The 24,706-nt window shown below is 71.1% G+C and carries 22 protein-coding genes and 1 tRNA gene; 11 read left to right on the forward strand and 12 right to left on the reverse strand.

Going from position 1 to position 24,706, the window contains the following annotated elements; translation table 11 throughout:
* A partial coding sequence (locus APR04_RS25900; RefSeq protein ID WP_253872498.1) for an IS30 family transposase occupies positions 1-258 on the forward strand: 258 nt, incomplete at its 5' end.
* 63 nt (positions 259-321) lie between these two features.
* Here APR04_RS25900 and rsgA read toward each other — a convergent pair.
* The 3 genes from rsgA to APR04_RS25915 form a co-directional block, all read right to left on the reverse strand.
* Complete coding sequence (gene rsgA / locus APR04_RS25905; protein ID WP_253876358.1) at positions 322-1,461, reverse strand: ribosome small subunit-dependent GTPase A; 1,140 nt, start codon at positions 1,459-1,461, stop codon at positions 322-324.
* Between the two features lie 27 nt (positions 1,462-1,488).
* Positions 1,489-2,817: a 3-phosphoshikimate 1-carboxyvinyltransferase gene (gene aroA, locus APR04_RS25910; RefSeq protein WP_253876360.1), complete on the reverse strand. Its 1,329-nt coding sequence runs from the start codon at positions 2,815-2,817 to the stop codon at positions 1,489-1,491.
* Between the two features lie 97 nt (positions 2,818-2,914).
* The gene (locus APR04_RS25915) at positions 2,915-3,388 is read right to left on the reverse strand and encodes a DoxX family membrane protein (protein WP_253876362.1); all 474 of its coding nucleotides are present in this window, start codon (positions 3,386-3,388) and stop codon (positions 2,915-2,917) included.
* A 402-nt stretch (positions 3,389-3,790) separates the two neighbouring features.
* Between APR04_RS25915 and APR04_RS30760 the strand changes: the two genes are divergently transcribed.
* Entirely contained in the window at positions 3,791-4,573 is a 783-nt protein-coding gene (locus tag APR04_RS30760; protein WP_425569933.1) for a sigma-70 family RNA polymerase sigma factor, read from the forward strand.
* Positions 4,570-4,845: a mycothiol system anti-sigma-R factor gene (rsrA, locus tag APR04_RS25925; protein ID WP_253876364.1), complete on the forward strand. Its 276-nt coding sequence runs from the start codon at positions 4,570-4,572 to the stop codon at positions 4,843-4,845. The genes APR04_RS30760 and rsrA overlap by 4 nt, the downstream gene beginning before the upstream one ends.
* Positions 4,846-4,966: 121 nt before the next feature.
* Here rsrA and APR04_RS31390 read toward each other — a convergent pair whose 3' ends face one another.
* Positions 4,967-5,041: a 50S ribosomal protein bL37 gene (locus APR04_RS31390; RefSeq protein WP_372496174.1), complete on the reverse strand. Its 75-nt coding sequence runs from the start codon at positions 5,039-5,041 to the stop codon at positions 4,967-4,969.
* 177 nt (positions 5,042-5,218) lie between these two features.
* On the opposite strand from APR04_RS31390, the gene APR04_RS25930 reads away from it, so the two are divergent.
* From APR04_RS25930 to APR04_RS25940, 3 genes are all read left to right on the forward strand, one after another.
* Positions 5,219-6,082: a DUF4097 family beta strand repeat-containing protein gene (locus APR04_RS25930; RefSeq protein ID WP_253876372.1), complete on the forward strand. Its 864-nt coding sequence runs from the start codon at positions 5,219-5,221 to the stop codon at positions 6,080-6,082.
* Positions 6,082-6,786 (forward strand): PadR family transcriptional regulator, encoded by a 705-nt coding sequence (locus tag APR04_RS25935; RefSeq protein ID WP_253876374.1) that lies wholly within the window; start codon positions 6,082-6,084, stop codon positions 6,784-6,786. Before APR04_RS25930 ends, APR04_RS25935 begins: the two co-directional genes overlap by 1 nt.
* 77 nt (positions 6,787-6,863) lie before the next feature.
* Positions 6,864-7,661 (forward strand): DUF4097 family beta strand repeat-containing protein, encoded by a 798-nt coding sequence (locus APR04_RS25940; protein ID WP_253876376.1) that lies wholly within the window; start codon positions 6,864-6,866, stop codon positions 7,659-7,661.
* A 93-nt stretch (positions 7,662-7,754) separates the two neighbouring features.
* On the opposite strand, the gene APR04_RS25945 is transcribed toward APR04_RS25940, so the two are convergent.
* Positions 7,755-8,348, reverse strand: a complete 594-nt coding sequence (locus APR04_RS25945; protein ID WP_372496175.1) for a GDSL-type esterase/lipase family protein — start codon at positions 8,346-8,348, stop codon at positions 7,755-7,757.
* 152 nt (positions 8,349-8,500) lie between these two features.
* A complete protein-coding gene (locus APR04_RS25950; protein ID WP_253876380.1) occupies positions 8,501-9,445 on the reverse strand; it encodes an aldose 1-epimerase family protein in 945 nt (314 codons plus the stop codon).
* 155 nt (positions 9,446-9,600) lie between these two features.
* Between APR04_RS25950 and APR04_RS25955 the strand changes: the two genes are divergently transcribed.
* On the forward strand, positions 9,601-10,596 hold the full coding sequence (locus tag APR04_RS25955) for an aldo/keto reductase (protein ID WP_253876389.1): 996 nt from the start codon (positions 9,601-9,603) through the stop codon (positions 10,594-10,596).
* A gap of 141 nt (positions 10,597-10,737) precedes the next feature.
* Here APR04_RS25955 and APR04_RS25960 read toward each other — a convergent pair whose 3' ends face one another.
* The 3 genes from APR04_RS25960 to APR04_RS25970 all read right to left on the reverse strand — a co-directional run bounded on the left by APR04_RS25960 (position 10,738) and on the right by APR04_RS25970 (position 16,880).
* The gene (locus APR04_RS25960; protein WP_372496173.1) at positions 10,738-14,562 is read right to left on the reverse strand and encodes a multifunctional oxoglutarate decarboxylase/oxoglutarate dehydrogenase thiamine pyrophosphate-binding subunit/dihydrolipoyllysine-residue succinyltransferase subunit; all 3,825 of its coding nucleotides are present in this window, start codon (positions 14,560-14,562) and stop codon (positions 10,738-10,740) included.
* A gap of 394 nt (positions 14,563-14,956) precedes the next feature.
* A complete protein-coding gene (locus APR04_RS25965; protein WP_253876402.1) occupies positions 14,957-16,192 on the reverse strand; it encodes a sensor histidine kinase in 1,236 nt (411 codons plus the stop codon).
* 4 nt (positions 16,193-16,196) lie between these two features.
* Positions 16,197-16,880, reverse strand: a complete 684-nt coding sequence (locus APR04_RS25970) for a response regulator transcription factor (protein ID WP_116673914.1) — start codon at positions 16,878-16,880, stop codon at positions 16,197-16,199.
* A gap of 308 nt (positions 16,881-17,188) precedes the next feature.
* Here APR04_RS25970 and APR04_RS25975 point away from each other — a divergent pair, with 308 nt between their 5' ends.
* The 3 genes from APR04_RS25975 to APR04_RS31160 all read left to right on the forward strand — a co-directional run bounded on the left by APR04_RS25975 (position 17,189) and on the right by APR04_RS31160 (position 20,734).
* Positions 17,189-18,667 (forward strand): hemolysin family protein, encoded by a 1,479-nt coding sequence (locus APR04_RS25975; protein ID WP_253876408.1) that lies wholly within the window; start codon positions 17,189-17,191, stop codon positions 18,665-18,667.
* Complete coding sequence (locus tag APR04_RS25980; protein WP_253876410.1) at positions 18,664-19,710, forward strand: hemolysin family protein; 1,047 nt, start codon at positions 18,664-18,666, stop codon at positions 19,708-19,710. The genes APR04_RS25975 and APR04_RS25980 overlap by 4 nt, the downstream gene beginning before the upstream one ends.
* 145 nt (positions 19,711-19,855) lie before the next feature.
* A complete protein-coding gene (locus APR04_RS31160; protein WP_253876412.1) occupies positions 19,856-20,734 on the forward strand; it encodes a M15 family metallopeptidase in 879 nt (292 codons plus the stop codon).
* Here the strand turns inward: APR04_RS31160 and APR04_RS25990 are convergent, their stop codons facing one another.
* Both APR04_RS25990 and APR04_RS25995 read right to left on the reverse strand, forming a co-directional pair.
* The gene (locus APR04_RS25990) at positions 20,735-21,400 is read right to left on the reverse strand and encodes a CYTH domain-containing protein (protein ID WP_253876413.1); all 666 of its coding nucleotides are present in this window, start codon (positions 21,398-21,400) and stop codon (positions 20,735-20,737) included.
* An 82-nt stretch (positions 21,401-21,482) separates the two neighbouring features.
* Complete coding sequence (locus APR04_RS25995; protein WP_253876414.1) at positions 21,483-22,043, reverse strand: STM3941 family protein; 561 nt, start codon at positions 22,041-22,043, stop codon at positions 21,483-21,485.
* A gap of 77 nt (positions 22,044-22,120) precedes the next feature.
* Between APR04_RS25995 and APR04_RS26000 the strand changes: the two genes are divergently transcribed.
* Positions 22,121-24,445 carry an arylsulfatase gene (locus tag APR04_RS26000; protein WP_253876415.1) on the forward strand — a complete coding sequence of 775 codons (2,325 nt, stop codon included), beginning with the start codon at positions 22,121-22,123 and terminating at the stop codon, positions 24,443-24,445.
* A 163-nt stretch (positions 24,446-24,608) separates the two neighbouring features.
* Here APR04_RS26000 and APR04_RS26005 read toward each other — a convergent pair.
* Positions 24,609-24,684, reverse strand: a tRNA-Arg gene (locus APR04_RS26005).
* Between the last annotated feature and the right edge of the window lie 22 nt (positions 24,685-24,706).

Raw genomic sequence — 24,706 nt, forward strand, 5'->3', positions numbered from 1 at the left:
GCCGGCTACGTCGATATCCAGCTCGATCTACGCATGCCGGTCTACTTCGCCGATCCGCACTCGCCGTGGCAGCGCGGCTCGAACGAGAACACCAACCGGCTGCTGCGGCACTGGTTCGCCAAGGGCACCGACCTGTCCGGGTGGAGTCCCGAGGACCTCAAGCGGGTCGCGACCATGCTCAACGCCAGACCACGCCCCACCCTCGACCTCAAGACCCCCGCCCAAGCACTCAAGAACCTCCTGACCCAAGCCGCCTAAGTTGCACTAACCGATTGACAACGGGCGTCCTGATGGACGCTCAGGTTGCGGTTCGGCGCCACGTCAGGCGTCCGAGCCCGTACGCGACGAGAGCAGGCGGCGAAACGAGCTCAGTCGGGCGGCGCGGGCGGCCCGCTCGTCGTCCGGGGAGCGTTCGATCCAGTCGTCGAGGGCGCAGTCCGGGGCGTCGGCGAGGTGCGTGCAGCCGCGCGGGCACTCCTGCGCCACCTCGTCCAGGTCCTCGAACGCGTTCAGCAAGTGTGCCACCTCGACGTGTGCCAGGCCGAAGGAACGAACGCCCGGGGTGTCGATCACCCAGCCGTCGAACGCGTCGGAGGGCTCGTCCTCCGCGACGGCGACGGGCAGCGGGAGCGCCACGGCGGACGTCGAGGTGTGCCGACCCCGGCCCGTGACGTCGTTGACCACACCGACGGCGCGCTTTGCCTGCGGCACCAGGGCGTTGATCAGCGTCGACTTGCCCACGCCGGAGTGGCCCACCAGCACGGACACCAGACCGCGCAGCCGGCCGCGGACCTCCTCGACGGACTCGGGAGCCAGGACGAGGCCGCCGACAGCCTGGCCGGCATCGCCGCCCGCGCCACCGTCAGCCCGACCGGTCGGCGCCCGCCGCGTCACGACCACCTCGACCCCGAGCGGCTCGTAGAGCGCGCGCAGCTCGTCGGGGGAGGCCAGGTCCGCCTTCGTCAGGCAGAGCAGCACCGACATGCCTGCGTCATAGGCTGCCACGACGCAGCGGTCGATCATGCCGGTCCGGGGCTCGGGCTGGGCCAGCGCCGTGACGATGACCAGCTGGTCCGCGTTGGCGACGACTATCCGCTCGTACGGGTCGGTGTCGTCGGCGGTGCGCCGCAGCGTCGAGGTGCGCTCCTGGATGCGCACGATGCGCGCGAGCGAGCCCTCCCCGCCCGAGACGTCGCCCACGACGTCGACCTGGTCGCCCACGACCACGCGGGTGCGAGTGAGCTCGCGGGCCTTCATGGCGGTCACGATCCTCCCGTCGGACGTCCCAGTGGCGTCGTCGTCGGGGTCCTTGACCAGGAGCGTGTACCGGCCGCGGTCCACGCCGGTGACCAGGCCGGTCACAGCGTCGGAGTGCTCGGGACGCTGCTTGGTCCGGGGGCGGGAGCCGCGCTTCGACGGGCGGGAGCGGAAGTCCGACTCGTCGATGTCGCGCCGGCCCATCAGGCACGCCCCATCAGGAGATGCCCATCAGGCGACCGAGTCGAGCATGCTCAGCCACATGCCGGTGAAGTCGGGCAGCGTCTTGGCCGTGGTGCCGACGTCTTCCACCCGCACGCCCGGCACCCGCAGGCCGAGCAGCGCCGCGGACGTCGCCATGCGGTGGTCGGCATACGTGCGCACGACGTCGCCCCGCAGCGGGCGGGGGGTGATGACCAGGCCGTCGCGAGTCTCCTCCGCCTGCCCGCCGAGCCGCGTGATCTCACGGGCCAGCGCCGCGAGCCGGTCGGTCTCGTGGCCTCGCAGGTGAGCGATCCCGCGCAGCCTGGACGGCGAGTCCGCTAGCGCGGCCAGAGCGGCGAACGTGGGCGCGAGCTCGCCGCCCGCGTGCAGGTCGACGTCGATCCCGTGCAGCTCGCCAGCTCCCGTGACGGACAGGACCCCGTCGGTCAGGGTGTACGTGCCGCCCATCCGCTCCAGGAGGTCGGGCACCATGGCGCCGGGCTGCGTGGTCAGGGTCGGCCAGCCCGGGACGCGGACGGTGCCACCCGCCACCAGGGCGGAGGCGAGGAACGGCGCCGCGTTGGACAGGTCCGGCTCGACGCGGACGTCACGGGCGGCGATCGGCCCCGGGGAGACGTCCCACATGCCGTCGCGGGAGTCGTCGACCACGACGCCGACGTCGCGCAGCGTGGCGACCGTCATCTCGATGTGCGGCAGGCTCGGCAGCGTGGTGCCGATGTGCCGCAGGCTGAGGCCGCGCTCGAAGCGGGCCGCGGCGAGCAGGAGCCCGGAGACGAACTGCGAGGACTCGGAGGCGTCGACGTCCACGGCGCCGCCGGGCACGCTGCCCCGGCCTTCCACGGTGAACGGGAGGTGGGTCGGCAGGGCCGCGGAGTCTCCGGAGCCTGTCGCCGGATCGTGGACGGTGATCCCGAGGGAGCGCAGCGCCGCGAGGACGGGAAGCATCGGGCGGACACGGGCCGCGGGGTCCCCGTCGAACCGGACGGGTCCGTCGGCGAGCGCCGCGAACGGGGGCAGGAACCGCATCACCGTCCCGGCCAGGCCGGTGTCCACCTCGGTGTCGCCGGTGACGGGGCCCGGCGTGACGAGCAGCGTGCTGGGGTGGTCGCCCTCCTCGATGCGGGCCCCCAGGCTGCGGAGCGCGCCGATCATGAGGTCGGCGTCCCGGCTGCGCAGGGCGCCGCGCAGGGTGCCGGGTCCCTCTGCGAGGGCGGCGAGCACCAGGAGCCGGTTGGTGAGCGACTTGCTGCCTGGTACCTCGACCGTCGCGTCCAGCGGAGCGCCGGCGAGCGGGGCTTCCCAGGTGGGGGCGGGCGCGGTGGTGGAGGAAGTCATGTGCCGAGATTATCGCGGACCGCGCCCGAGCAGCGGCTCTGTGTCAGACCCGTGGGTCACCGGGGTGACCTGGAGGCCTGGCACCAAGTCCGGAGCGTCAGGCCTCGACGGCGGCGGCCTTCGCTTCCGCACGCGCCGCACGCGCCTGCTGGACGCGCCACGACATCCCGGGCCGGCCCTCGAGGTCCGCGCCCGCGATGAGTGCCGCGCCGACGGAAGCGAGGTTGCGCAGGAACCGCTCGGTGCGCGGGCCGCGCTCTTCCTTCGGTGCGGTGAAGGGCTGGTTCACCACGGCGAGGGGCAGCGTGAGCAGCGCCAGCACGATGGCGGACGCGCGGGGCGCCTTGCCGAGCGCGAGCAGCGTGCCTGCTGCGGCGGTCGCGATGCCGTGCGCGCGGACGAGCGTGGTGACCTGCTTCTCGCTGAGCGGCTCCGCGCCCAGCGCCTGGGTGGCCAGGGCGGACCCGGTCTTGGCCGTGGCGACGTGCTCGCCCGGCTTCCGGGCGGCCTGCACTCCGTCGTAGATGAACGATGAGGCCAGCAGGGGTCGCGCGATGTGTCGAAGCAGCATGCCTCCACCTTGGCAGATGCCGGCCACGAATGCAGCAGGATGGCGATACCGGTCGGCACGCGGCGGGCGGTACGGGCGGGCACGGGGGATGGTCCCCGCCACACCGGGAATTCGGCGCCGGGAGCACAGGTTGAACCCGAGGTGGAGCGATGCCACGAGAAGGATCCGGTGAGGAACAGGGTGATCGACACGGTGACAGACATGGCGACCAGCACGGTGACCAGCGAGGCGACGGGCGCTACCGCCGGTCCGGCGGCGGGCAGGCAGGGCGCGCCCCTGATGTTCGGCGCGGTTCCGGCGCACCTGCTCGACCCCGGCGCGGACGCGGTCCGGTCCACCGCGAAGTCCACGACGGACGCTCTGGCGGACACGGGTTGGCCGACGCGGCTAGGCTCAAGTGCGATGACTGACAATTCCCGCGAGCAGAAGCAGGACGCCGACGCGGTCGGCGCCGATGCCGGGGCGCGCCCCGACACCAACGCGAGCGAGGGTGTTGTCGGGACCACGGAAGCCACCGCGGCCGAGAGCACCACCGAGACCAGCACCGAAGCCAGCGGTCAGGACGGCGACGACGAGAGTACCGAGCGTTCTCCGCAGGAGGAGAGCTCCGCGGCCCGCGCCGCGCGGTTCGAGCGGGACGCGCTCCAGTTCCTCGACCAGCTGTACTCCGCCGCGCTGCGCATGACGCGCAACCCGGCGGACGCAGAGGACCTGGTGCAGGAGACGTTCGCCAAGGCGTTCGCGGCGTTCCACCAGTACCGGCCGGGTACGAACCTGAAGGCCTGGCTGTACCGCATCCTCACGAACACGTTCATCAACAGCTACCGCAAGAAGCAGCGCGAGCCGCAGCAGTCCCAGACCGAGGACGTCGAGGACTGGCAGATCGCGCGTGCGGCGTCGCACACGTCGCGCGGGTTGCGCTCGGCGGAGGTCGAGGCGTTGGACCGGCTTCCGGACAGCGATGTGAAGCGGGCGCTCGCCGAGCTCCCGGAGGACCGTCGGATGGTCGTGTACTACGCCGACGTGGAGGGCTTCCCCTACAAGGAGATCGCAGAGATCATGGGAACTCCGATCGGGACCGTGATGTCCCGGCTGCACCGCGGACGCCGGCAGCTGCGTGAGCTCCTCGCCGATTATGCCGCTCAGCGAGGACTCGTCAGCCAGGCGCCCGGAGGTGCGCAGTGAACAACATCAAACCGATCCCGCACGACACGGCGGGGGAGTCCGAGTGCGAGCACGCACTGAAGCACCTCTACGAGTACCTGGACTCCGAGATGACGCCGGAGGACGAGCAGCGGATGCGCGCACACGTCGCCCACTGCTCGCCGTGCCTGGCGGAGCTGAGCGTCGAGGACCTCGTGAAGCAGCTGGTGCGCCGGTCGTGCAGCGAGCGCGCGCCGGAGACGCTGCGGGTGCGTATCCACGAGCAGCTGACGGTGATGACCGTCGTCGAGTGACGGCGTCCGGCTGACGGCCGGCGGGCATGACGAAGGGCCGGGACCCAGACGATGTAGGGGTTCCGGCCCTTTCGCGTGCCCGGCTGGGCGGCTCACAGTCCTGACGGACGCTTGAGCCAGCTCAGCAGTTGGGGCGCTTGCCGTGGTTCGCTGCCTTGCCGGCACGGCTACGGCGCTTGCGACCGCGCTTGCTCATCTGTGTCTCCTACCAGGTGACGGACTGAATGGCTCCAATGATCCCACAGATCACCGGGTTGTCCGGTCGCAAAAGGGGTTGCCGGACCTGAGAACGCGATATATCGTGTCTCTCGCCAACGCGATATATCGTGTCCGTCAGCGAGAGTTCGAGCCAGTCCGAGCACCGGAGGAACCCATGAGCGCAGACAGCTGGACCGTCACCGGTCCACAGACCATCGAGCTCGATGGTGTGACCACCGTCGATGCGCACGTCGTCGACGGCCGGCTCGACATCGTCGCCCACGACGAGCCAGTGGCTCGGGTGGAGGTGCACTCCGTCGAGGGCAGGTCCCTCGAGGTGCGCCTCGAGGGTGGGCACCTGGTGATCGGGCACGAGAGCGGCCTGTCGGGCTGGGGCTCGTTCATGAAGCGGTTCGCTGACTTCGGCGGCAAGGCCCGCGCCGACATCCACGTCGCGGTGCCGGCCGGGACGACGGTGCGGCTCGGCACCGTCCGCGGCGAGGGCCTCCTCGCCGGCACGACGGCGGGTGCGTCGGCGTCCACCGTCTCCGGTTCTCTCCTGGTCTCCCGCACGGCAGGGGACCTCAGGCTGAACACCGTCTCCGGCGAGGTGACGGTCCGCGACCACGTGGGTGACGTCACCAGCAACACGGTGTCCGCCGACGTCGTGGTGAGCGCGTCGGCCGACGCCGTGACGTCGTCGTCGGTCTCGGGCGACGTGACGTTCGACCTGGTGAACCAGCCCAGGACCGTCCGGGTCAACACGGTGTCAGGGAACATGCTCCTGCGGGTGCCGGACGAGCGGGCCGTCGAGGTGTCGGTGCAGAGCGTCAGCGGGCGCGTGACGCTGGGCGGCCTGCAGTTCACCGGTGGCGGTGGCGCGAAGGTCACCGGCGGCGAGCGGTCGGCGCGGCAGAGCGTCATGCAGCTGCGGGTGACGGGCGTCTCGGGCGACGTCACCGTGATCGGCGGGCCGCAGGACGCGGCGGACGGCCCGGCCGACGCAGTGCCCGCGGACGCGGCGCCCGTGGAGCTGTAATGCCACCTGTGTTCGCCCACGGGGAGCTTCGCCTGTACCTGCTGGTGCTGCTCCTGGACGGCCCCCGGCACGGGTACGAGCTGATCACGGAGCTCACCCGGCGCTTCGGCGGCACCTACCGCCCCAGCGCAGGAACCATCTACCCGCGCCTGGCACGGCTCGAGGAGGAAGGCCTGGTGCGCCGCTCGGTTCCCGGCGCGCAGGCTCCGTCCGAGCCCGCAGGCTCACCCGGCGCCGGCCGCAAGGCCACGTACGAGCTCACCCCGGCGGGCCGGGCCGAGCTCGACTCCCGCCTCGACGACGTCCGGCGCCTGGAGCGCAGCGTCGCCGAGACGGTGCGCAGCCTCGCGGACGAGGTGCGGGCGGACGTCCGCGACACGATGCGCGGCCTGCGGGCCGAGCTCGCCGCCGCGGCGCAGGAGGCCCGTTCCCGATCCCGGCCGCGGCCGGGACCGGACACCACGCCGGACCCGCGCCGCACGCAGTCCAACTCGCTGCGACACGACGGCGAGGCGATGCTTCAGCGGTTCCGCAACGACGTGCTGGCCGACCTGCGGGAGGCGGACGTCGCAGGTACGGTGTCGGCGCTGACCGTGGAGACGCTGCGTACCGTCCTCGACTCGGCGCGTTCCGCGATCCGTGGGACGCTGCCGCACAGCACGAGTTCTCCGCCGAGCCGTGCAGAACGCACGAACCCCGAGTGATGCGCACTCCCCATGAGCGCACCCATGCACCCATCCACGAACGACCCCGCAACGTCCCCAACGAACGGAGCACAGCGATGACCACCGAGTCCTGGAGCGTAGCCGCCCCGCAGACCATCGAGGTAGGCGGCGCCTCGACCCTGATCGTCCGACTGACGAACGGCCGCGCTGAGATCGTGGCCGACCCGAACCGGACCTCCGGAGCCCTCGTCGAGGTGCTCGAGGTGTCGGCGCGGCCGCTACAGATCCTCGCCGAGCACGGCAACCTCCGGATCGCCTACGACTTCCCGGGCCTCGAGGGCTTCGTGGACCGTTTCCGCGGGCTCAAGGACCACGACAGCGCAGTGGTCCGGGTGACCGTCCCGGCCGCTTCGGTGGTCGACGTCGCCACGGTCGGTGCCGAGGCCGTGGTGACCGGGTCGCAGGCGGGGGTCAACGTCAAGACAGCGGGCGGCGCCATCACCGTCACCGGGACCACCGGGTCCGTGACCACCAAGTCGGGCACGGGCGCCGTCACCGTCGCCGAGCACGCGGGCGACGTGGCGGTCTCGACCGTGTCGGGCGCGGTGTCGGTGGTGGGCGCGCTGGGCCGGGTGTCCGTCCAGACCGTCTCCGGCGCGGTGGACGTCACGGCCATCGGCACCACGCCGCTCGTCAACGCCAAGACGGTCTCGGGCCCTGCGGCGGTGCAGCTCGACGCCGGGTCCCCGGTCAACCTCCGTGCGCGCAGCGTGACGGGCAAGGTGATGATCGACGGCGCGCAGGCGACCTCCAGCGCGCAGCGCACCGTCGTCGTCGACCACGCGGAGCCGGGAGCGGCCGCGTACATCTCGACCAACACGGTCTCGGGAACGGCGACGATCACCCGCGGCTGACTAGAACCGTGGTGAGGTAGAAGCGGGGCCGGAGCGCTGATTGCGCTCCGGCCCCGCTTCTTCTACCTCGCCACCGTTCTACTTCACCAGGACTCAGGAGGCCTCGTCCTGGGGGAGGCCCAGCCAGGCGTGCCAGCCGGTGTGCAGCACGAGCCAGGCCATGAGCCCGTACCCGGCCTGGCCGGGGTAGGTGCCCCCGCCCTGCGCGAGGTCGGCCAGCCACTGCTCGTGCTGGGCGAGCGGCGTGTACGTGTCGACGTACGGCACCCGACGCCGGCTGGCGACGTCGGCGAACGCGTCGGACAGCTCGGCGATCCGGTCGCCCTCTGCGGGCATCCCGGGCGGCGGCCCGACCACGAAGGCCGCGGTCCGGTTCGCGTCCGCGACGTCGAGGATGTTCGCCAGGTTCAGGCGCGAGCGGGCGACGGTGAGCCCTGAGGCGACGTCGTGCCGTCCCAGGGCCACGACCAGGCGGTTCTCGACCTCCGAGTCGGAGCCGAACCGCGTGGCGGTCTCCGTCTCCCAGCGCGCGCCGAGCTGCGTGCTGGTCTCGCCGGGCACGGCGAGGGTGAAGAGCATGGCGGGCCGGGAGAAATGGGTGCGCGCGACGACGCGACCGGTCCAGCCGAGCGCACGGGCGTCTCCGACACCTGTGGCCAGCTCGTCACCGACGACGCAGATGCGCACCTCGCGATCCTGCAACGGACTCTCCTTGCCTGTTCCCGGCAGCCTGGCGGACGGCCGGTTCCCCATTGTGGTGCACGGACCGTAACCGATCGGTGACAACGCGCCGACGCTGACCCGTCGACGTCAGAACGAGAGACGTCAGAGCAGTGTCGTCAGAGCAGCGTCAGCCCCCAGCGGACACCGTGCCGCTCGCCCGGAGCGAGGTGCACCAGCCGCTCGCGCGTGCGGAACGCGTCGGCGGCGCAGGTCATCGGCTCGGCGGCGAGGCCGTGCCTGCGTCGGTCCGGGGCGATGTGGTCACCCGTGCAGATCTGCCAGACGTCCTGGGACTCGTCCATCCAGACAGCCGCCGTGCGGCCGTCCGGAGCGGACAGGTGGGCCCAGGACAGGCCGTCGGCGTCGCGGACGACGTCCACGTACGCGTCGTCGAGGTCCAGGCCCGCCGCGCTGCGCGGTTCCCGCAGGTCATAGGTGCCCGACGCCGGCTCGGTGCCGGTCGGCAGGAGCCGCTCGTCGGTCGTGACGCGGGTGCCCGCGTCGAGCCGCACCGTGCACTCGTCCAGGTCGGCGCCGCCCGTGGACAGCCAGGGATGGAACCCGCACCCGTAGGGCGCCGTGCTCGCACCCACGTTGGTGACGTCGAGGGTGACCTCGAGGCCGGCGTCGGACAGGGCGTAGCGAATCTGCGCCACCAGCTGGAACGGGTAGCCGGGCCGGGCGACCAGCTCCAGCTCCAGCGTCACGGCGGAGCCGGAGTGCTCGAGCACCGACCAGCGCTCCCACGCCGCGAGCCCGTGCAGCGCGGTGTTGCGCGCAGGCTCGGTCACGGGCAGCTGGTGGGTCTCGCCGCCGTACTCGTACGAGCCGTCTCGCAGCCGGTTCGGCCAGGGGACGAGCACCGCGGAGTTGAACACGGGGCTGATCTCGTCAGCGCCGAACGGGACCACGACGTCGCGTCCGTCCACCGAGTACTCTCGCAGCGCCGCGCCCACCTGGGTGATCGTCGCACGGTGGCCTGCATGGCCGATCCGGAACTGGTCCCCGGAAGGATGGGGCCTGGCCTCGGCAACCGGAGGAATCTCTGTCGTCACACTCACACCGTAACCGTAGGGCAATTTTCGCCTGCGCCACGTAGCGTGAGACAGCAGACTGGGGGGTCGTGCTGTGACATCTGCAAACGGCCCCGCTACGAACAGGACCTGAGGACGGGTCCGCGCGGGCAGGTCTGCCCGCCCCAGCAGTAGGAGGAACGATGGAACAGCAGGTACTCGGACGGACCGGTCGGCTCGTATCGGCTGTGGGCCTGGGGACCTGGCAGCTCGGTGCTGACTGGGGAGAGGTCAGCGAGAGCGACGCCCGCGCGGTTCTCGAGGCCTCGCTGGAGGCCGGGGTGACGTTCTTCGACACCGCCGACGTCTACGGTGACGGCCGCAGCGAGCAAGCTATCGGTTCCTTCCTCAAGGACCACCCCGACACAGGGATCACCGTCGCCACGAAGATGGGCCGGCGGATGGACCAGGTGCCGGAGAACTACGTGCTGGGACACTTCCGCGAGTGGACCGACCGTTCCCGGCGCAACCTCGGCGTCGACCGGCTGGACCTGGTGCAGCTCCACTGCCCGCCCACGGCGGTCTACTCGTCGGACGCCGTCTACGACGCGCTCGACCAGCTGGTGTCCGACGGCGCCATCGCGGCGTACGGCGTCAGCGTCGAGAAGTCGTCGGAGGCCCTCGAAGCCATCGCCCGGCCCAACGTCGCGACCGTGCAGATCATCCTCAACGCGTTCCGGCTCAAGCCGCTCGAGGAGGTGCTCCCCGCGGCCTCGGCGGCGGGAGTCGGCATCATCGCCCGGGTCCCGCTCGCGTCCGGCCTGCTCTCCGGCCGGTACACGAAGGAGACGGTGTTCGCCGAGAACGACCACCGCACCTTCAACAGGGACGGCGCGGCGTTCGACGTCGGCGAGACCTTCTCCGGCGTGCCCTACGAGGTGGGGCTCGAGGCCGCCGGCCGGTTCTCCGAGCTGGCCAAGGACCGCGTCGGCGACTCCCTCACCCCGGCGCAGGCGGCCATCGCCTGGGCGTGGCAGCGGCCCGGCGTCTCCTCCGTGATCCCCGGCGCCCGCAACGTCGAGCAGGCTCGCGCAAACGCTGCGGCGGGTGACGCTGCGACGCTCGGCCCGCTGTTCATGTCCGGCGTGCGCGAGATCTACGACGAGATGATTAAGGAGCACGTCCACGACAAGTGGTGAGCTTCAGCGCGTGACCCGAGAAGGGGCGAGCCGGTACCACCGGCTCGCCCCTTCTCGGGTCACCTACCGCCTGCCTGACCGTTCCGGCGGAACACGAGAGGCGGGCATCCCCCGCAGGGATGCCCGCCTCTCGTGGCGCTGTCAGCCGCGCGTGAAGGCCTGCTCCAGCAGCGTCTGCTGCTGGGCCGCGTGCAGCTTCGCGGTACCGGCGGCCGTCGACGCCGACGCCGGGCGCGAGACCACCTTGACGTAGGGCACGTCCACCGGCAGCGCCAGGTGGATGAAGCCCCAGGCGCCCTGGTTCTGCGGCTCGTCCTGGACCCAGACCACCTCGGCGTCGCCGTACTTGGCGATCTCCTCACGGAGCTGCGCCTCCGGGAACGGGTAGAGCTGCTCGAGGCGAACGATGGCCACGCCCTCGTCACCGCGCTTGGCGCGCTCCGCGAGGAGGTCGTAGTACACGCGTCCCGTGCACAGCAGCACCCGGTCGACCTTCGCCGGGACCGCCGTCGGGTCGGTGATGACCTCCTGGAAGGTGCCGGAGGTGAAGTCGTCGACCGAGGACGCGGCCGCCTTGAGGCGCAGCAGCTGCTTCGGCGTGAACACCACCATCGGACGGCGCGGGCGGGCGTACGCCTGACGGCGCAGCAGGTGGAAGTACGACGCAGGCGTGGACGGCTGCGCGATCGTCAGGTTGTTCTCGGCGCCGAGCTGCAGGAACCGCTCGATGCGAGCCGACGAGTGGTCCGGACCCTGCCCCTCGTAGCCGTGCGGCAGCAGCATGACGACCGAGGACGACTGGCCCCACTTCTGCTCGGCGGACGAGATGAACTCGTCGATCACCGTCTGGGCACCGTTGACGAAGTCGCCGAACTGAGCCTCCCAGAGCACCAGGGCGTCCGGGCGCTCCACCGAGTAGCCGTACTCGAAGCCGAGCGCCGCGTACTCCGACAGCGAGGAGTCGTAGATCCAGAACTTGGCCTGGTCGCCGGACATGTACAGGATCGGGGTCCACTCGGCGCCCGTCTCCCGGTCGTGTAGCACCGCGTGGCGCTGCACGAACGTGCCACGGCGCGAGTCCTGGCCGGCGAGGCGCACCGGGGTGCCCTCAGCGAGCAGCGAGCCGAAGGCGACGAGCTCGCCGAAGCCCCAGTCGATGCCACCTTCCTTCGCCATGAGCTGGCGCTTCTCGAGCAGCTGGGCGAGCTTGGGGTGGACGGTGAAGCCCTCCGGCGGCGAGGTGTGCACGTCGCCGACCCGCTGCAGCATCTCCGGCGAGATCGCCGTCTGCCAGCCCACCATCGTCCCGGCGTCCTCACGCTGGGACTCGGGGCGCTCCAGGCCGGCGATCTGCTCGGTCTGCGGCGCCGGGGTGAACCCGCCCTTGGTCTCGGTGAAGACCCGCTCGAGCTGCGACTGGTAGTCCTGCAGCGCGCCCTCGGCCTCCTCGACGGTGATGTCACCGCGCGCGACCAGGTTCTCGGTGTAGAGCTTGCGCACCGAGCGCTTGGTCTCGATGAGGTTGTACATGAGCGGCTGCGTCATCGACGGGTCGTCGCCCTCGTTGTGCCCGCGACGGCGGTAGCAGATGAGGTCGATGATGACGTCCTGGCCGAACTGCTCGCGGAACGCGAAGGCGAGCTCGGCGGTCCGCACGACGGCCTCGGGGTCGTCGCCGTTCACGTGCATCACCGGGACCTGGTAGCCCTTGGCGACGTCCGTCGCGTACGTGGTCGAGCGGGACGCCGTCGGACCGGTTGTGAAGCCCACCTGGTTGTTCACGACCACGTGGATGGTGCCACCGGTGCGGTACCCGCGCAGCTGCGACAGGTTCAGCACCTCAGGAACCACGCCCTGGCCCGCGAACGCCGCGTCGCCGTGCACCAGGATCGGCAGCACGGAGAAACCGTCACCACCGAGGTCGATGCGGTCCTGCTTGGCGCGGACGATGCCCTCGAGCACCGGGTCGACGGCCTCGAGGTGCGACGGGTTGGCCGCGAGGTAGACGCGCGTGGTGGCGCCGGACTCCGACGTGAACGTGCCCTCGGTGCCGAGGTGGTACTTCACGTCGCCGGAGCCCTGGACGCTCTTCGGGTCGAGCTGGCCCTCGAACTCCTTGAAGATCTGGCCGTAGCTCTTGCCCGCGATGTTCGCCAGCACGTTCAGCCGGCCGCGGTGGGCCATACCGATGCCGACCTCGTCGAGCCCGCCTTCCGCCGCGCGGGACAGGATCGCGTCGAGCAGCGGGATCAGGGACTCGCCGCCTTCCAGCGAGAAGCGCTTCTGCCCGACGAACTTGGTCTGCAGGAACGTCTCGAACGCCTCTGCGGAGTTGAGCCGGCGCAGGATGCGGAGCTGGTCCTCCCGCGGCGTCTTGGCGTAGCCCGCCTCGAGGCGCTCCTGGAGCCACTTGCGCTGGGCCGGGTCCGCGATGTGCATGTACTCGATGCCGATGGTGCGGCAGTACGAGTCGCGCAGCAGACCGAGCACGTCGCGGAGCGTCGCCTTCGGCTTGGGGCCGAAGCCCGCCGTCGGGAACGTGCGGTCCAGGTCCCAGAGCGTGAGGCCGTGGGTCTGGATGTCCAGGTCCGGGTGCTTGCGCTGGCGGTACGCGAGCGGGTCGGTGTCCGCCATGAGGTGGCCACGCGAGCGGTACGACTGGATGACCTCGGCGATCTTGGCCGGCTTGGCGGCCTCGACGTCGGCGTCCACCGTGTTGTCGCGGACCCAGCGGACGGGCTCGTACGGGACGCGCAGCGCCGCGAAGACGCGGTCGTAGAAGCCGTCCAGGCCGAGCAGCTTCTCCGAGATGATCTTGAGGAACTCGCCGGACTGCGCGCCCTGGATGATGCGGTGGTCGTAGGTCGACGTGATCGTCATGACCTTCGAGATGCCCATCCGGGCGAGCTGCTCCTCGGAGGCGCCGGCGAACTCCGCCGGGTAATCCATGGCGCCGACGCCGACGATGGTGCCCTGACCCTGCATGAGGCGCGGCACCGAGTGCACGGTGCCGATGCCGCCCGGGTTGGTCAGCGAGATCGTGGTGCCCTGGAAGTCCGGCACGGCGAGCTTGCCGCCGCGGGCCTTGCGGACCAGCTCCTCGTAGGCCGCCCAGAACTCGGCGAAGTCGAGCTCCTCGGCCTTCTTGATGCTCGGCACCAGCAGCTGGCGCGAGCCGTCCGGCTTGGCCAGGTCGATCGCGAGGCCGAAGCCCACGTGGGCGGGCTGGTTCACGCCCGGCTTGCCGTCGATCGGCTCGTAGTGCGCGTTCATGACGGGCATGTCGGCCAGCGCCTCGACCAGCGCGAAGCCGATCAGGTGCGTGAACGAGATCTTGCCGCCGCGACCGCGCTTGAGGTGGTTGTTGATGACGATGCGGTTGTCGACCATCAGCTTGGCGGGCACGGCGCGCACCGAGGTGGCGGTGGGGACCTCGAGCGAGGCCTCCATGTTCGTGACCACCCGCGCGGCGGGGCCGCGCAGCTTCTGGATGTCGTCGACGGCGTCCGGGTGTGCCATCGGGCGCTCGAACGTGTCCGCGTAGTGCGTGGTGGGTGGGGTGGCGATCGGGTTGGCCGGGTTGACCTTCGGGTCGGCAGGCAGCCGCTTCTTGCGCAGCTTCTGCGCGGCCTCCGAGGCGGCGGTGCCGCCCGTCACCGGGGTGGCTGTCTGCGGGGCTGGCGCCGCCTGAACGGGCGCCGCCTGAGCGGAGGCCGGGCTCGCCTTGGCCTTCCCCGCGTCGGCGGGAGCCGTGTCCGCCGGAGCCTTCGGGGCGGCCTCAGCAGCGCCGTCCTTGGTGGAACCGTTCTCGCCAGGGGTGTAGTCGGCGAAGAAGTCCCACCACGCGGGGTCCACCGCGTTCTTGTCCTTCAGGTACTGCTGGTAGAGCTCGTCCACAAGCCATTCGTTGGCTCCGAATGACGAGCTCGCCACGCTGATCGACTCTGAACCAGCCTTAGCTGACACGCGCGGATCGCCCACCTTCACCACAGTTGCGTTCTGAGCGCGCCACCCTTGTCGTAACGCGCACAGCCCGAATGTTTTCGGACCCTCCAAGGGTAGGCCCTCCGGGCCCCTCGGTGGGTGTGATCCTGCGGGCGCCGCGGCCCGCCCCGGTGTCAAAGAAGTTGGTTCGTCATGTTTCTCGCACCTAGAGCAAAACTCGGGCAACGTTCGGCCTGGAAGTCGCCAACGTGGCGTTATGGGTCCGGTCGTAGGGCGGACAACCTTTGGCGCGTGTGACAGAGATCACGGGACTCAGTCTCACACCTTGGCCGCTGGCACCCCTAGGCTTCTCCGTTTCTCGCGGGACCCGTTCCGCGGCGGCACAGGCCCGGGAGCGTGAGCTCCGGGTGCTGGATCAGTCCGTGTGGGTGGCCGAGACGCCGGGTGCCGGGTGTGCCCGCGCCGGGAGGGTGACCCGCATCGTCGCGCCGCGTTCGGAGTCGACCACCTGGACGTACCCGCCGTGCAGCTCGACCGCCCAGCGGACGATGGCGAGACCTATGCCGGTCCCACCGCTCGACCCGACGGTGCCACCGACGGCGCTGCCCGGTGCCCCGGAGAGGGCGTCGTTCGCGCCGCCGTCGCGCGCCCTGCCGCTGTCGCTTCCCCTGCCGCGTCCCCTGCCCTCGTCGCGCCCCCTGGCGCCGCCGTCGCGTCCTCTGCCGTCGCCGCCGCGGTCCGCCGTCGACCCGGTGCCCCGGACGAATCGCTGGAAGATCCGCTCGCGGTCCGCCGCCGCGATCCCCGGACCCTCGTCGCTGACCTCGAACACGACGTCGGACCCCTCCGTGCCGTCCACCGGGTAGGCGTCCAGGCGGATGACGCCGCCCTGCGGCGAGTGCCGGATCGCGTTCTGCAGCAGGTTGATGACCACCTGGTGCAGGCGCTCGGCGTCACCCTCGATGGTGAGGTCCTCCGGCGTGACGTCGACGACGTAGTGGAGGTCCTTCGCTGCGTCGACCATCGAGAGGTCCTCTGCGCAGTGCTCGAGGAAGTCACCCACGGCGATCGTGCCGACGTTCAGCGCCGAGGCGCCCGCCTCGATGCGCGAGAGGTCCAGCAGGTAGGTGACGAGCCGCGTCAGGCGTTCCGTCTGCGCGTGCGCCTGCTCCAGCGCGGCAGGGGTGGGCTCAACGACGCCGTCGACCATGTTCTCCAGCTGGGCCTTGAGCGCGGCGACGGGCGTGCGCAGCTCGTGGGACACGTTGGCGATCAGGTCGCGACGCGTCTGCTCGACCGAAGCCAGGTCCTCGGCCATCCGGTTGAACGCGTGCGCGAGCTGACCCACCTCGTCGCTGCTCGTCGCACGCACCCGCCGGGTGTAGTCGCCGTCGGCCATGGCCTGGACCGCCTCGGTGATCTCCCGCAACGGCGAGGTCATGCCGCGGGCCAGGACCTGCGTGACCAGCAGCGACAGGATGATCGCCAGGGGGAAGGTGCGGCTGGGGCCCAGGGAGGCCTGCAGACCGAGCCAGGTGATGAGCACAGCGGCGGTCACGGTGGCCGCGACCAGCACGCCGAGCTTGATCTTCAGGGAGCGCAGCGGATCGAGCGGCCGCACGTCGGGAACGCGGGGCACGTGCGGTCTCATCGGGTTACTGGTTCGCGGGCGGCTCGAACGCGTACCCGACACCGTGCACGGTGCGGATCAGGTCCGGACCGAGCTTGCGGCGCAGCGCCTTGATGTGGGAGTCGACGGTGCGCGTGCCGCTCGCGTCCGCCCAGTCCCAGACCTCGGCGAGCAGGCGCTCGCGCGTGAGCACGGTCTTGGGCGACCCGGCGAGCATCACGAGCAGCTCGAACTCGGTGGGGGTCAGGTGGACCTCCTCGCCACCGCGGTAGACGCGGCGCTGGGCCCGGTCCACCGTGACGTCGCCCATCATCATGGGCGGGTCGGCGGGGGTGGTCGCCGCGGCCTGAGCCGCACGGTCGACGCGCCGCAGGAGCGCCTTGATCCGGGCCACGAGCTCGCGCATCGAGAACGGCTTGGTCATGTAGTCGTCCGCGCCGACGCCGAGACCGACGAGCATGTCGGTCTCGTCGTCCCGCGCGGTGAGCATGAGGATCGGCGTGGGGTGCTCTGCCTGGATGCGCCGGGTGACCTCGAGCCCGTCGATGCCTGGCAGCATCACGTCGAGCACCACGAGGTCAGGGCGTAGCCGGGAGGCGGCGTCGACGCCGGACAGGCCGTCGCGCGCGACCTCGACGCGCCAGCCCTCGGCGGACAGCCGCTGAGCGATCGCGGTGGCGATCGTCGGCTCGTCCTCCACTACGAGCACGGTCGCGCTCTGCTGGCCGGTCGAGGCTGCGGCCGACGCCGTACCGGGCTGCTGCGGGGCCCCAGGCGGCTGGGGGATACCAGATGACATAGGTCAATCATGCCTGCACCTACCTGATAAGACACTGAGCCAAGCCTGAGAGTCGGGCCAGGAATGCCTCTGTGCCGTGCTCCGTACCTGCTTCGGCCCTGCTCCCGCAGCCGGGTCCACGCTGTTCCCGCTACGATCGTTCGCACGATGACCGAGCGATATCCCGACCGAAATCCCTTGCATGCACCGGACTGCCCCAGTGCCCCGCGGAGCGCACGATGACCGGCGACTGGATCATGGTCGCCGTCGGCGTTCTCCTCACAGCAGGTACTGCTGTCTTCGTGGCGGGGGAGTTCTCCCTCGTCACCATCGATCCCGCCGTGATCGGCGACTCCGACGACTCGGAGGGAGACAGACCCGGCCGGACCAGGTCTGATTCTCGCTCCACGGCCACGAACGGTGCCCGGCCAGGTCTCGGCCAGAGCGTCCGGGACCGCAGCGTGCGCACCGCGCTGCGCCACCTCTCCACCGAGCTGAGCTCCGCCCAGGTCGGCATCACGCTCACCACGATCCTGCTGGGCTACACGGCCCAGCCGGCGCTGAACTCCCTGCTGTCCGCCGCGTTCGGCGCCACGTCGGTCCCGACCGCCGTCTCCGCAGGGCTCGCGGGCGTCCTGGCCGTCGTGCTGGTGAACGTGTTCTCGATGGTGTGCGGGGAGCTGATCCCCAAGAACTTCGCGCTCTCGGCGCCGCTGGCCACCGCGCGCGTGGTGGTGCCGGTGCAGCGGGTGTTCACCATCACCTTCAAGCCGCTGATCACCGTGCTCAACGGGTCGGCCAACGCGCTGCTGCGCCGCATCGGCGTGGAGCCGCGGGAGGAGCTCTCCGGTGCCCGGTCCGCGTCCGAGCTGGCCTCGCTGGTGCGCCGCTCGGCCGAGGAGGGCACTTTGGAGGCGTCCGTCGCGACCCTGCTGACCAACTCGATCGAGCTCGACACGCTCAGCGCCCGCGACGTGATGACCGACCGGCTGCGCATGTCCGTGGTGGACCGGGCCGCGACGGCGGAGGACGTCGTCTCGCTCGCCCGGCGCACCGGCCACTCGCGGTTCCCGGTGATCGGGCAGGACCGGGACGACATCGTCGGCCTGGTGCACCTGCGGCGGGCTGTGGGCGTGCCGCACGACCGCAGGAGCGAGGTCCCGGCGGCCGCCCTCATGGTGGACGCGCCCCGCGTCCCCGAGACGGTGCGCCTGGGTCCGCTGCTCGTCGAGCTGCGCGGGTTCGGCCTGCAGATGGCAGTCGTGGTCGACGAGTACGGCGGAACCTCCGGCGTCGTGACGCTGGAGGACGTCGTCGAGGAGCTGGTGGGCGACGTCGCGGACGAGCACGACCCCCGGCGCGCGGGCGCTGCCCGTGCGGCCGACGGGTCCTGGATGGTGCCGGGCGTGCTGCGCCCCGACGAGCTCGACGAGTACACCGGGATCGAGGTGCCGGAGGGCGCCGCGTACGAGACGCTCGGTGGACTGGTCATGGCCGAGCTGGGCCGGATGCCCGTCGTCGGCGACCAGATCACGGTGGGCAGGCCGCTCGCTCGCGTCACGCTGCGCGTCGAGGCCATGGACGGGCGGCGGGTCGAGCGGGTACGGGTCCGGCCGCTGCCCGACGACGGGGGCGGTGGCAGGGCCGACGACGACCGGGCCAGAAACGACCGGGCCAGGGCCGACCGGCCGCGCAGCGAGAAGGGGGCGAACCGATGAGCACGACCACAGCGCTCGTGATCGGCCTGGTGCTGCTCGCGGGCAACGCGTTCTTCGTCGGCGCGGAGTTCGCCGTCATCTCGGCGCGCCGGAGCGCCATCGAACCCCTCGCCGCCGCGGGTGACCGGCGGGCCGTCACCGTCCTGTGGGCGATGGAGCACGTCTCGCTCATGCTGGCGTGCGCGCAGCTGGGCGTGACCGTCTGCTCCACCGGCCTCGGCATCGTGGCGGAGCCCGCACTGGCGCACCTCCTCGAGGGGCCGCTGCACAGCATGGGCGTGAGCGAGAGTCTCACCCACCCGATCGCGCTGGTCATCGCCCTGTCGCTCGTCGTGTACCTGCACGTGGTGCTCGGCGAGATGGTGCCGAAGAACCTGGCCGTGTCCGGTCCCGACAAGGCGGTCATGTGGTTCGGGCCGCCGCTGGTGCTCCTCGCCCGCGTGCTGCGCCCCGTGATCGGTGGCCTCAACTGGGTGGCCAACCACGCGGTGCGGCTGGCCGGCGTCGAGCCGAAGGACGAGGTCGCGTCGGCCTTCACCGCCGAGGAGGTGCAGTCCATCGTGCAGCACTCGCAGGCCGAGGGCGTGCTGCGCGACGAGCAGGGCCTCCTGACGGGCGCCATCGAGTTCTCCAACCGCACCGCGAGCGACGTCATGGTGCCGGCCGACGGCCTGGTGGCCGTCGACGAGACGAGCACGCCCGACGACGTCGAGCGGCTGGTGTCGAAGCACGGCTTCAGCCGCTTCCCCGTGGTGACCCACGGGGAGGACGGCGACGAGCTGGTCGGGTACCTGCACCTCAAGGACGTCCTGTACGCGACGGGGCCGGCCCGGTTCGAGCCGGTGGCCGTGTGGCGCGTGCGCGCGCTGGCCGCCGTCGGGCCGGACGACGAGGTCGAGGACGCCCTGCGGGTCATGCAGCGGTCTGGGTCACACCTCGCTCGCGTCGAGGGCGCGGAGGGCGAGCTGCTCGGTGTCGTCTTCCTCGAGGACATCCTGGAGGAGCTCGTCGGCGAGGTGCGGGACGCCATGCAGCGCCGTTGAGCGGGGAACGGCCAGGTAAGGAGAACGTGATGTGCAGGTCTGCTCATGCACAGGCCGGGGCTTGGCAGGCGGGCCGACCCCGGTTAGTGTCTCGTGCGACATACATACCGCGAGGGGCCGCGGCACACATGACGACGGAGGACCAGTGGAGTCCACGGCTGTGACGAGCGTGCAGCCTGCCCTCACGACGCGCCGCGCCCGGCGCGAGGCGGAGCAGCGCACCCAGACGACACGAGCCCGGTCCACGCGCGCGACGACGTCGTTCGACCGGCTGGTCACGGGGTCCGTGCCGAGGTCCGCCAGGCCGACGTCCTCGGTGCCGGCCGGACAGCGGTTCATCTCCCGGGCGACGGTGATCGGCACGCTGGCCGCCGCGACCATCGCGGCGCCGCTCGCGCAGGCCCACCAGACCGGTGAGTCCCCGTTCGACGTCGAGGCGCCGCCCACCGGGCCGAGCACGCTGGACCTCGTGACGCAGCCGGTGGAGCGCCCCGAGGTCTCCGAGTCCGTGGTGCGTGCCGAGGCGATCACGCGCCCGGAGTCGGCGGCCAGCCGCTCGCTCGACCGCAGCCCCTTGCCCGACTGCGACGTCGACGCCCCCGTCGACGGGACCAACGGCGCGCTCGCGGACCACTCGCTGTGCGAGCTGTGGCAGCAGGGGGAGTACCTGCGGCCCGACGCCGCGATGTCGCTCAGCGCACTCAACGAGGCGTTTCGCGCCTCGTTCGGGCGAGAGATGTGCCTCGTGGCGAGCTACCGCGACCTCGACACGCAGTACGAGCTCAAGGCCTCTCGCGGGTACTACGCCGCCTCGCCGGGCACGTCCATGCACGGCTGGGGCCTCGCGATCGACCTCTGCTCCAAGGAGACCGGGAGCAGCGAGGTCTTCTCCTGGCTCTGGGCCAACGCGCCCACCTACGGGTGGCAGAACCCCTCGTGGGCGCAGCTCGGCGGCAGCAAGTACGAGCCGTGGCACTGGGAGTTCGTGTCCGGCGTCAGCGAGAAGGGCGAGTGGCGGGGGTAGCTACATGCGCAGGTGGGTGTTCGGCCCGAAGTCCTGGCGGAACACCGGGCCTTCGTCCGCGAGCTCGGCGGCGAACGCCGGCGCCCACGCGCTGTAGGGCTCCATGGCCAGCGACTCGTTGGAGAACCGGCGGTCGTCGGTGATCTCGGTGACGCAGAAGTCCGGGATCTGCAGGCTGGTGACCGGTCCGGAGCGCTCGCACTCGGCCACCACGAGCGGGTGGTTGGCACCACCGAACACGTCGATCGACCAGCCGTCCGCCCCGAGCCACACGGCGTAGCGGACCTTGACGACGGGCGCCCCGCCGCGGCGGACCAGCTCGACGCCGACGCTCGGGTCCAGCTCGCGCTCCGCCTCGTAGCGGGTCCCGCCGACCGCCGGGCCCTTGACGGTGACGGCGGCGAAGTCGATGTCCGCGGTGTGCGCCCGCAGGACCTCCGCGGGATCCGTGTCACCCGTGAGGTCGGCGTCGACGTCACCGGCCTGGACACGGACGCGGAGGGCATAGCCGTCGTCGGCCAGGAAGTAGGACTGGACGATGAGGGCAGGTGCGTCCCGGAGCTCGGCCGGGAGGTCGCGCACGAAGAACCGGCGCTCGAACTCGAAGTCGGCGTAGCCACGGTCGGCGTCGGCCGCGGCAGGCTCGTCGAAGCGATCGTCGCTCATGAGAGATCCCTCGCCATGCTCGGCAGATGGTGCTCGGTAGGTGCTTCTCGGCAGATGGTGGTCCGCGGATGCTTCAAGAAGTCTACGCAACCGGCTTCGGGCGCGGAGCGCGGCCGGCCACGAACACGCTCACCGCGGACGCGACCTCCTCCGAGCGGCCGTCGATGCTTCCTGGCTTGAGGACGACCGGCGTGCCGACCAGGGCGATGTTGGCGGAGGCGGCGATGCGGCGGACGAACGTGCGCTGGCGCAGGACCACGGCCCTCGGGTTCGCGACGTCCACGGCGAGCACCCGCCGGAAGGCCAGCCGGGTCTCGCGGACGCCCGTGACCTCGGACCAGAGCACCTGCTCGACGCCGAGGTTGGGCAGCCAGTCGACGAGGCCGTCGTCGTCGAGCGTGAGCACGGGCCACGTGGGAAGCAGCAGCCGGCGCACCACGAGGAGCCCCAGGCCGGTGAAGACCAGGACTCCGATGGCGCTCGCGGACACGGCCGCCAGGGCGGCCGGCGAGGCGCTGGTCTGGGCGGCGTCGAAGCCGAGGCGAGCGGCCACCGCGCACAGCACCACGAGCGCGAGCGTGGTCAGGGCGAGCGTGACGACGTGCGCACGGGACGGATAGAAGTCCACGGACTCGCTGGGCATACCGGGACACTATCGGCACCCCGGGACTATCCGGTAGCTCGCGCCCTGGCTGGCAGGAACCGTGATCACATGGGGACATGATCGACCGTACGCGCCTCCCCATCGACATCCCGACACCTACCAACGGGGCGGTGCCGCCCGGAACCCCCGTGCAGCCCGTCCGCCCTCCTTCGGGTGCCCCGCACGTGCTGCTGATCCTGGTCGACGACATGGGCTTCGGTGCGTCCAGTCCCTTCGGCGGGCCCTGCCGTATGCCCACAGCAGAGCGGCTTGCCGGGCGGGGGCTGCGGTACAACCAGTTCCACGTCACCTCCCTGTGCTCGCCGAGCAGGCAGGCCCTGATGACCGGCCGCAACCACCACTCCGTCGGCATGGGCGTGACCACGGAGATGGCGACCAGCCAGCCCGGGTACACCGGCTTCCGTCCGGCCAGCGCCGCGACCGTCGCGCAGACGCTGTCCGGCAACGGGTACAGCACCGCAGCCTTCGGCAAGTGGCACCAGACTCCGCCGGCCGAGGTGAGCCCGTCCGGACCGTTCGACCGCTGGCCAACCGGTGAGGGCTTCGATCACTTCTACGGCTTCATGGGCGCCGAGATGAACCACTGGTACCCGCAGCTCTACACCGACACCACCCCGATCGAGCCCGAGCAGCGGCCGGAGGACGGGTACCATCTCTCCGAGGACCTCGTCGATCGCGCGGCCGAGTGGATCCGTCGCCAGCACGAGGTCACACCGGACAAGCCGACGTTCACCTACCTCGCCTTCGGCGCCACGCACGGCCCGTTCCACGTCTCCGAGGAGTACCGGGAGCGCTACGCGGGACAGTTCGACGACGGCTGGGACGCCCAGCGCGAGAAGACCCTCGCCGAGCAGAAGCGCCTCGGCATCGTCCCGCCCGAGACGGAGCTGGCCCCGTGGGTCGACGGCGTGCCGCACTGGGACGAGCTCGACGAGCGGGAGCGCCGCGTCAGTGCGCGGTTCATGGAGACGTACGCCGGGTTCGCGGAGCACACCGACGCGCAGATCGGGCGCCTGCTCGACGAGCTCGACGACACGGGCGTGCTCGAGGACACCGTCGTGGTCCTGATCCTCGGCGACAACGGCGCCACTGGCGAGGGCGGCATCGAGGGCACGATGCGCGAGCACCTGGTCGGGCACGGCCACGCCGACGACGTCGCCTGGATGGACGAGCACCTCGACGAGCTGGGCGGACCGCGCAGCTACGGGATCTACCCCGTCGGCTGGGCGCTCGCGATGAACACGCCGTACCAGTGGACCAAGCAGGTCGCCTCGCACTACGGCGGGACCCGGGACGGGATGGTCGTGTCGTGGCCGAACGGGATCAGCGCCCAGGGCGAGGTCCGTTCGCAGTGGCACCACCTGATCGACATCCTGCCCACGCTGCTGGACGTGGCCCGGGTGCCGGAGCCCGAGACCGTGAACGGCGTTGCGCAGCAGCCCATCGAGGGCGTCAGCATGCGATACAGCTTCGACGACGCCGAGGCCGCCGACCGCCGTCGGACTCAGTACTTCGAGATGGTCGGCAACCGGGGCATCTATCACGAGGGCTGGACAGCGGTCGCCCAGCACGGCATTCCCTGGCAGATGGTCGGAGGGCACGGGCCGTTCGAGGACGACAAGTGGGAGCTCTACGACACGCGGGTCGACCCGAGCCAGGCGCACGACCTCGCCGACGCCGAGCCCGAGCGGCTCGCCGAGCTGCAGCGGCTGTTCCAGTCCGAGGCCGAGCGCTACCAGGTGCTGCCCCTCGACGACCGGGTGACCGAGCGCGAGAACCCGCGGATCGCCGGCCGGCTGGACCTGCACGGTGACCGGAAGGAGATGACGTTCGGCCCGGCCACGGCACGGCTGGGCGAAGAGGCAGCGCCGAACGTCAAGAACCGCAGCCACACCATCACCGCCCACATCACGTGCGCCACCTCCGCCGACTCGGGGGTGATCGTCGCGCAGGGCGGCCGGTTCGGCGGCTGGTCGCTGTACTGCACCGGCGGGCGCGTCGCATACGCCTACAACTGCTACGGGGCGGACCTCACCACCGTCGAGAGCGGGCCAGTGCTGACGCCAGGCGAGCACCGGGTGGTCGTCGAGCTCGACTACCAGGGCACGGACGCGGAGCCGGGTGGCCCGGCGGCGGTCCGGCTCCTGGTCGACGACGTCCCGGTCGCTGCGGGGCAGGTCGACCGCACGACCGCCTACTACTTCGCGTTCGACGAGACGTTCAACGTCGGGATCGACCGCGGCACGCCCGTCACCGACGCCTATGAGGCCATCGACAACCGGTTCGCCGGGAAGATCTCGCGGGTGCACTTCGCCCTCGAGCCCGAGAGCGAGCAGGCCGAGACGCGACGGCGCCAGGCGCTGAAGCTCGCGGACGACTGAGGCTGCGCGGCGCCCGGTAGGCACGCCATCTTCTGCGTGTCATGCCATCTTCCACCGAACAGCTGGTCGGACCGCGGAAGATGGCATGGCACGCGGAAGATCGCATGGTTCGGTGAGGGCGCAAAAAAAACCCGCAACCGGGTGCGATGCCTGGTTACGGGCCTGGTGCGCCTGAAGGGATTCGAACCCCCGACCTTCTGCTCCGGAGGCAGATGCTCTATCCACTGAGCTACAGGCGCGTGGTGTGCCGAACGACCCGTG

It is taken from the genome of Promicromonospora umidemergens, from assembly GCF_024171995.1.
Classification (GTDB): domain Bacteria; phylum Actinomycetota; class Actinomycetes; order Actinomycetales; family Cellulomonadaceae; genus Promicromonospora; species Promicromonospora umidemergens.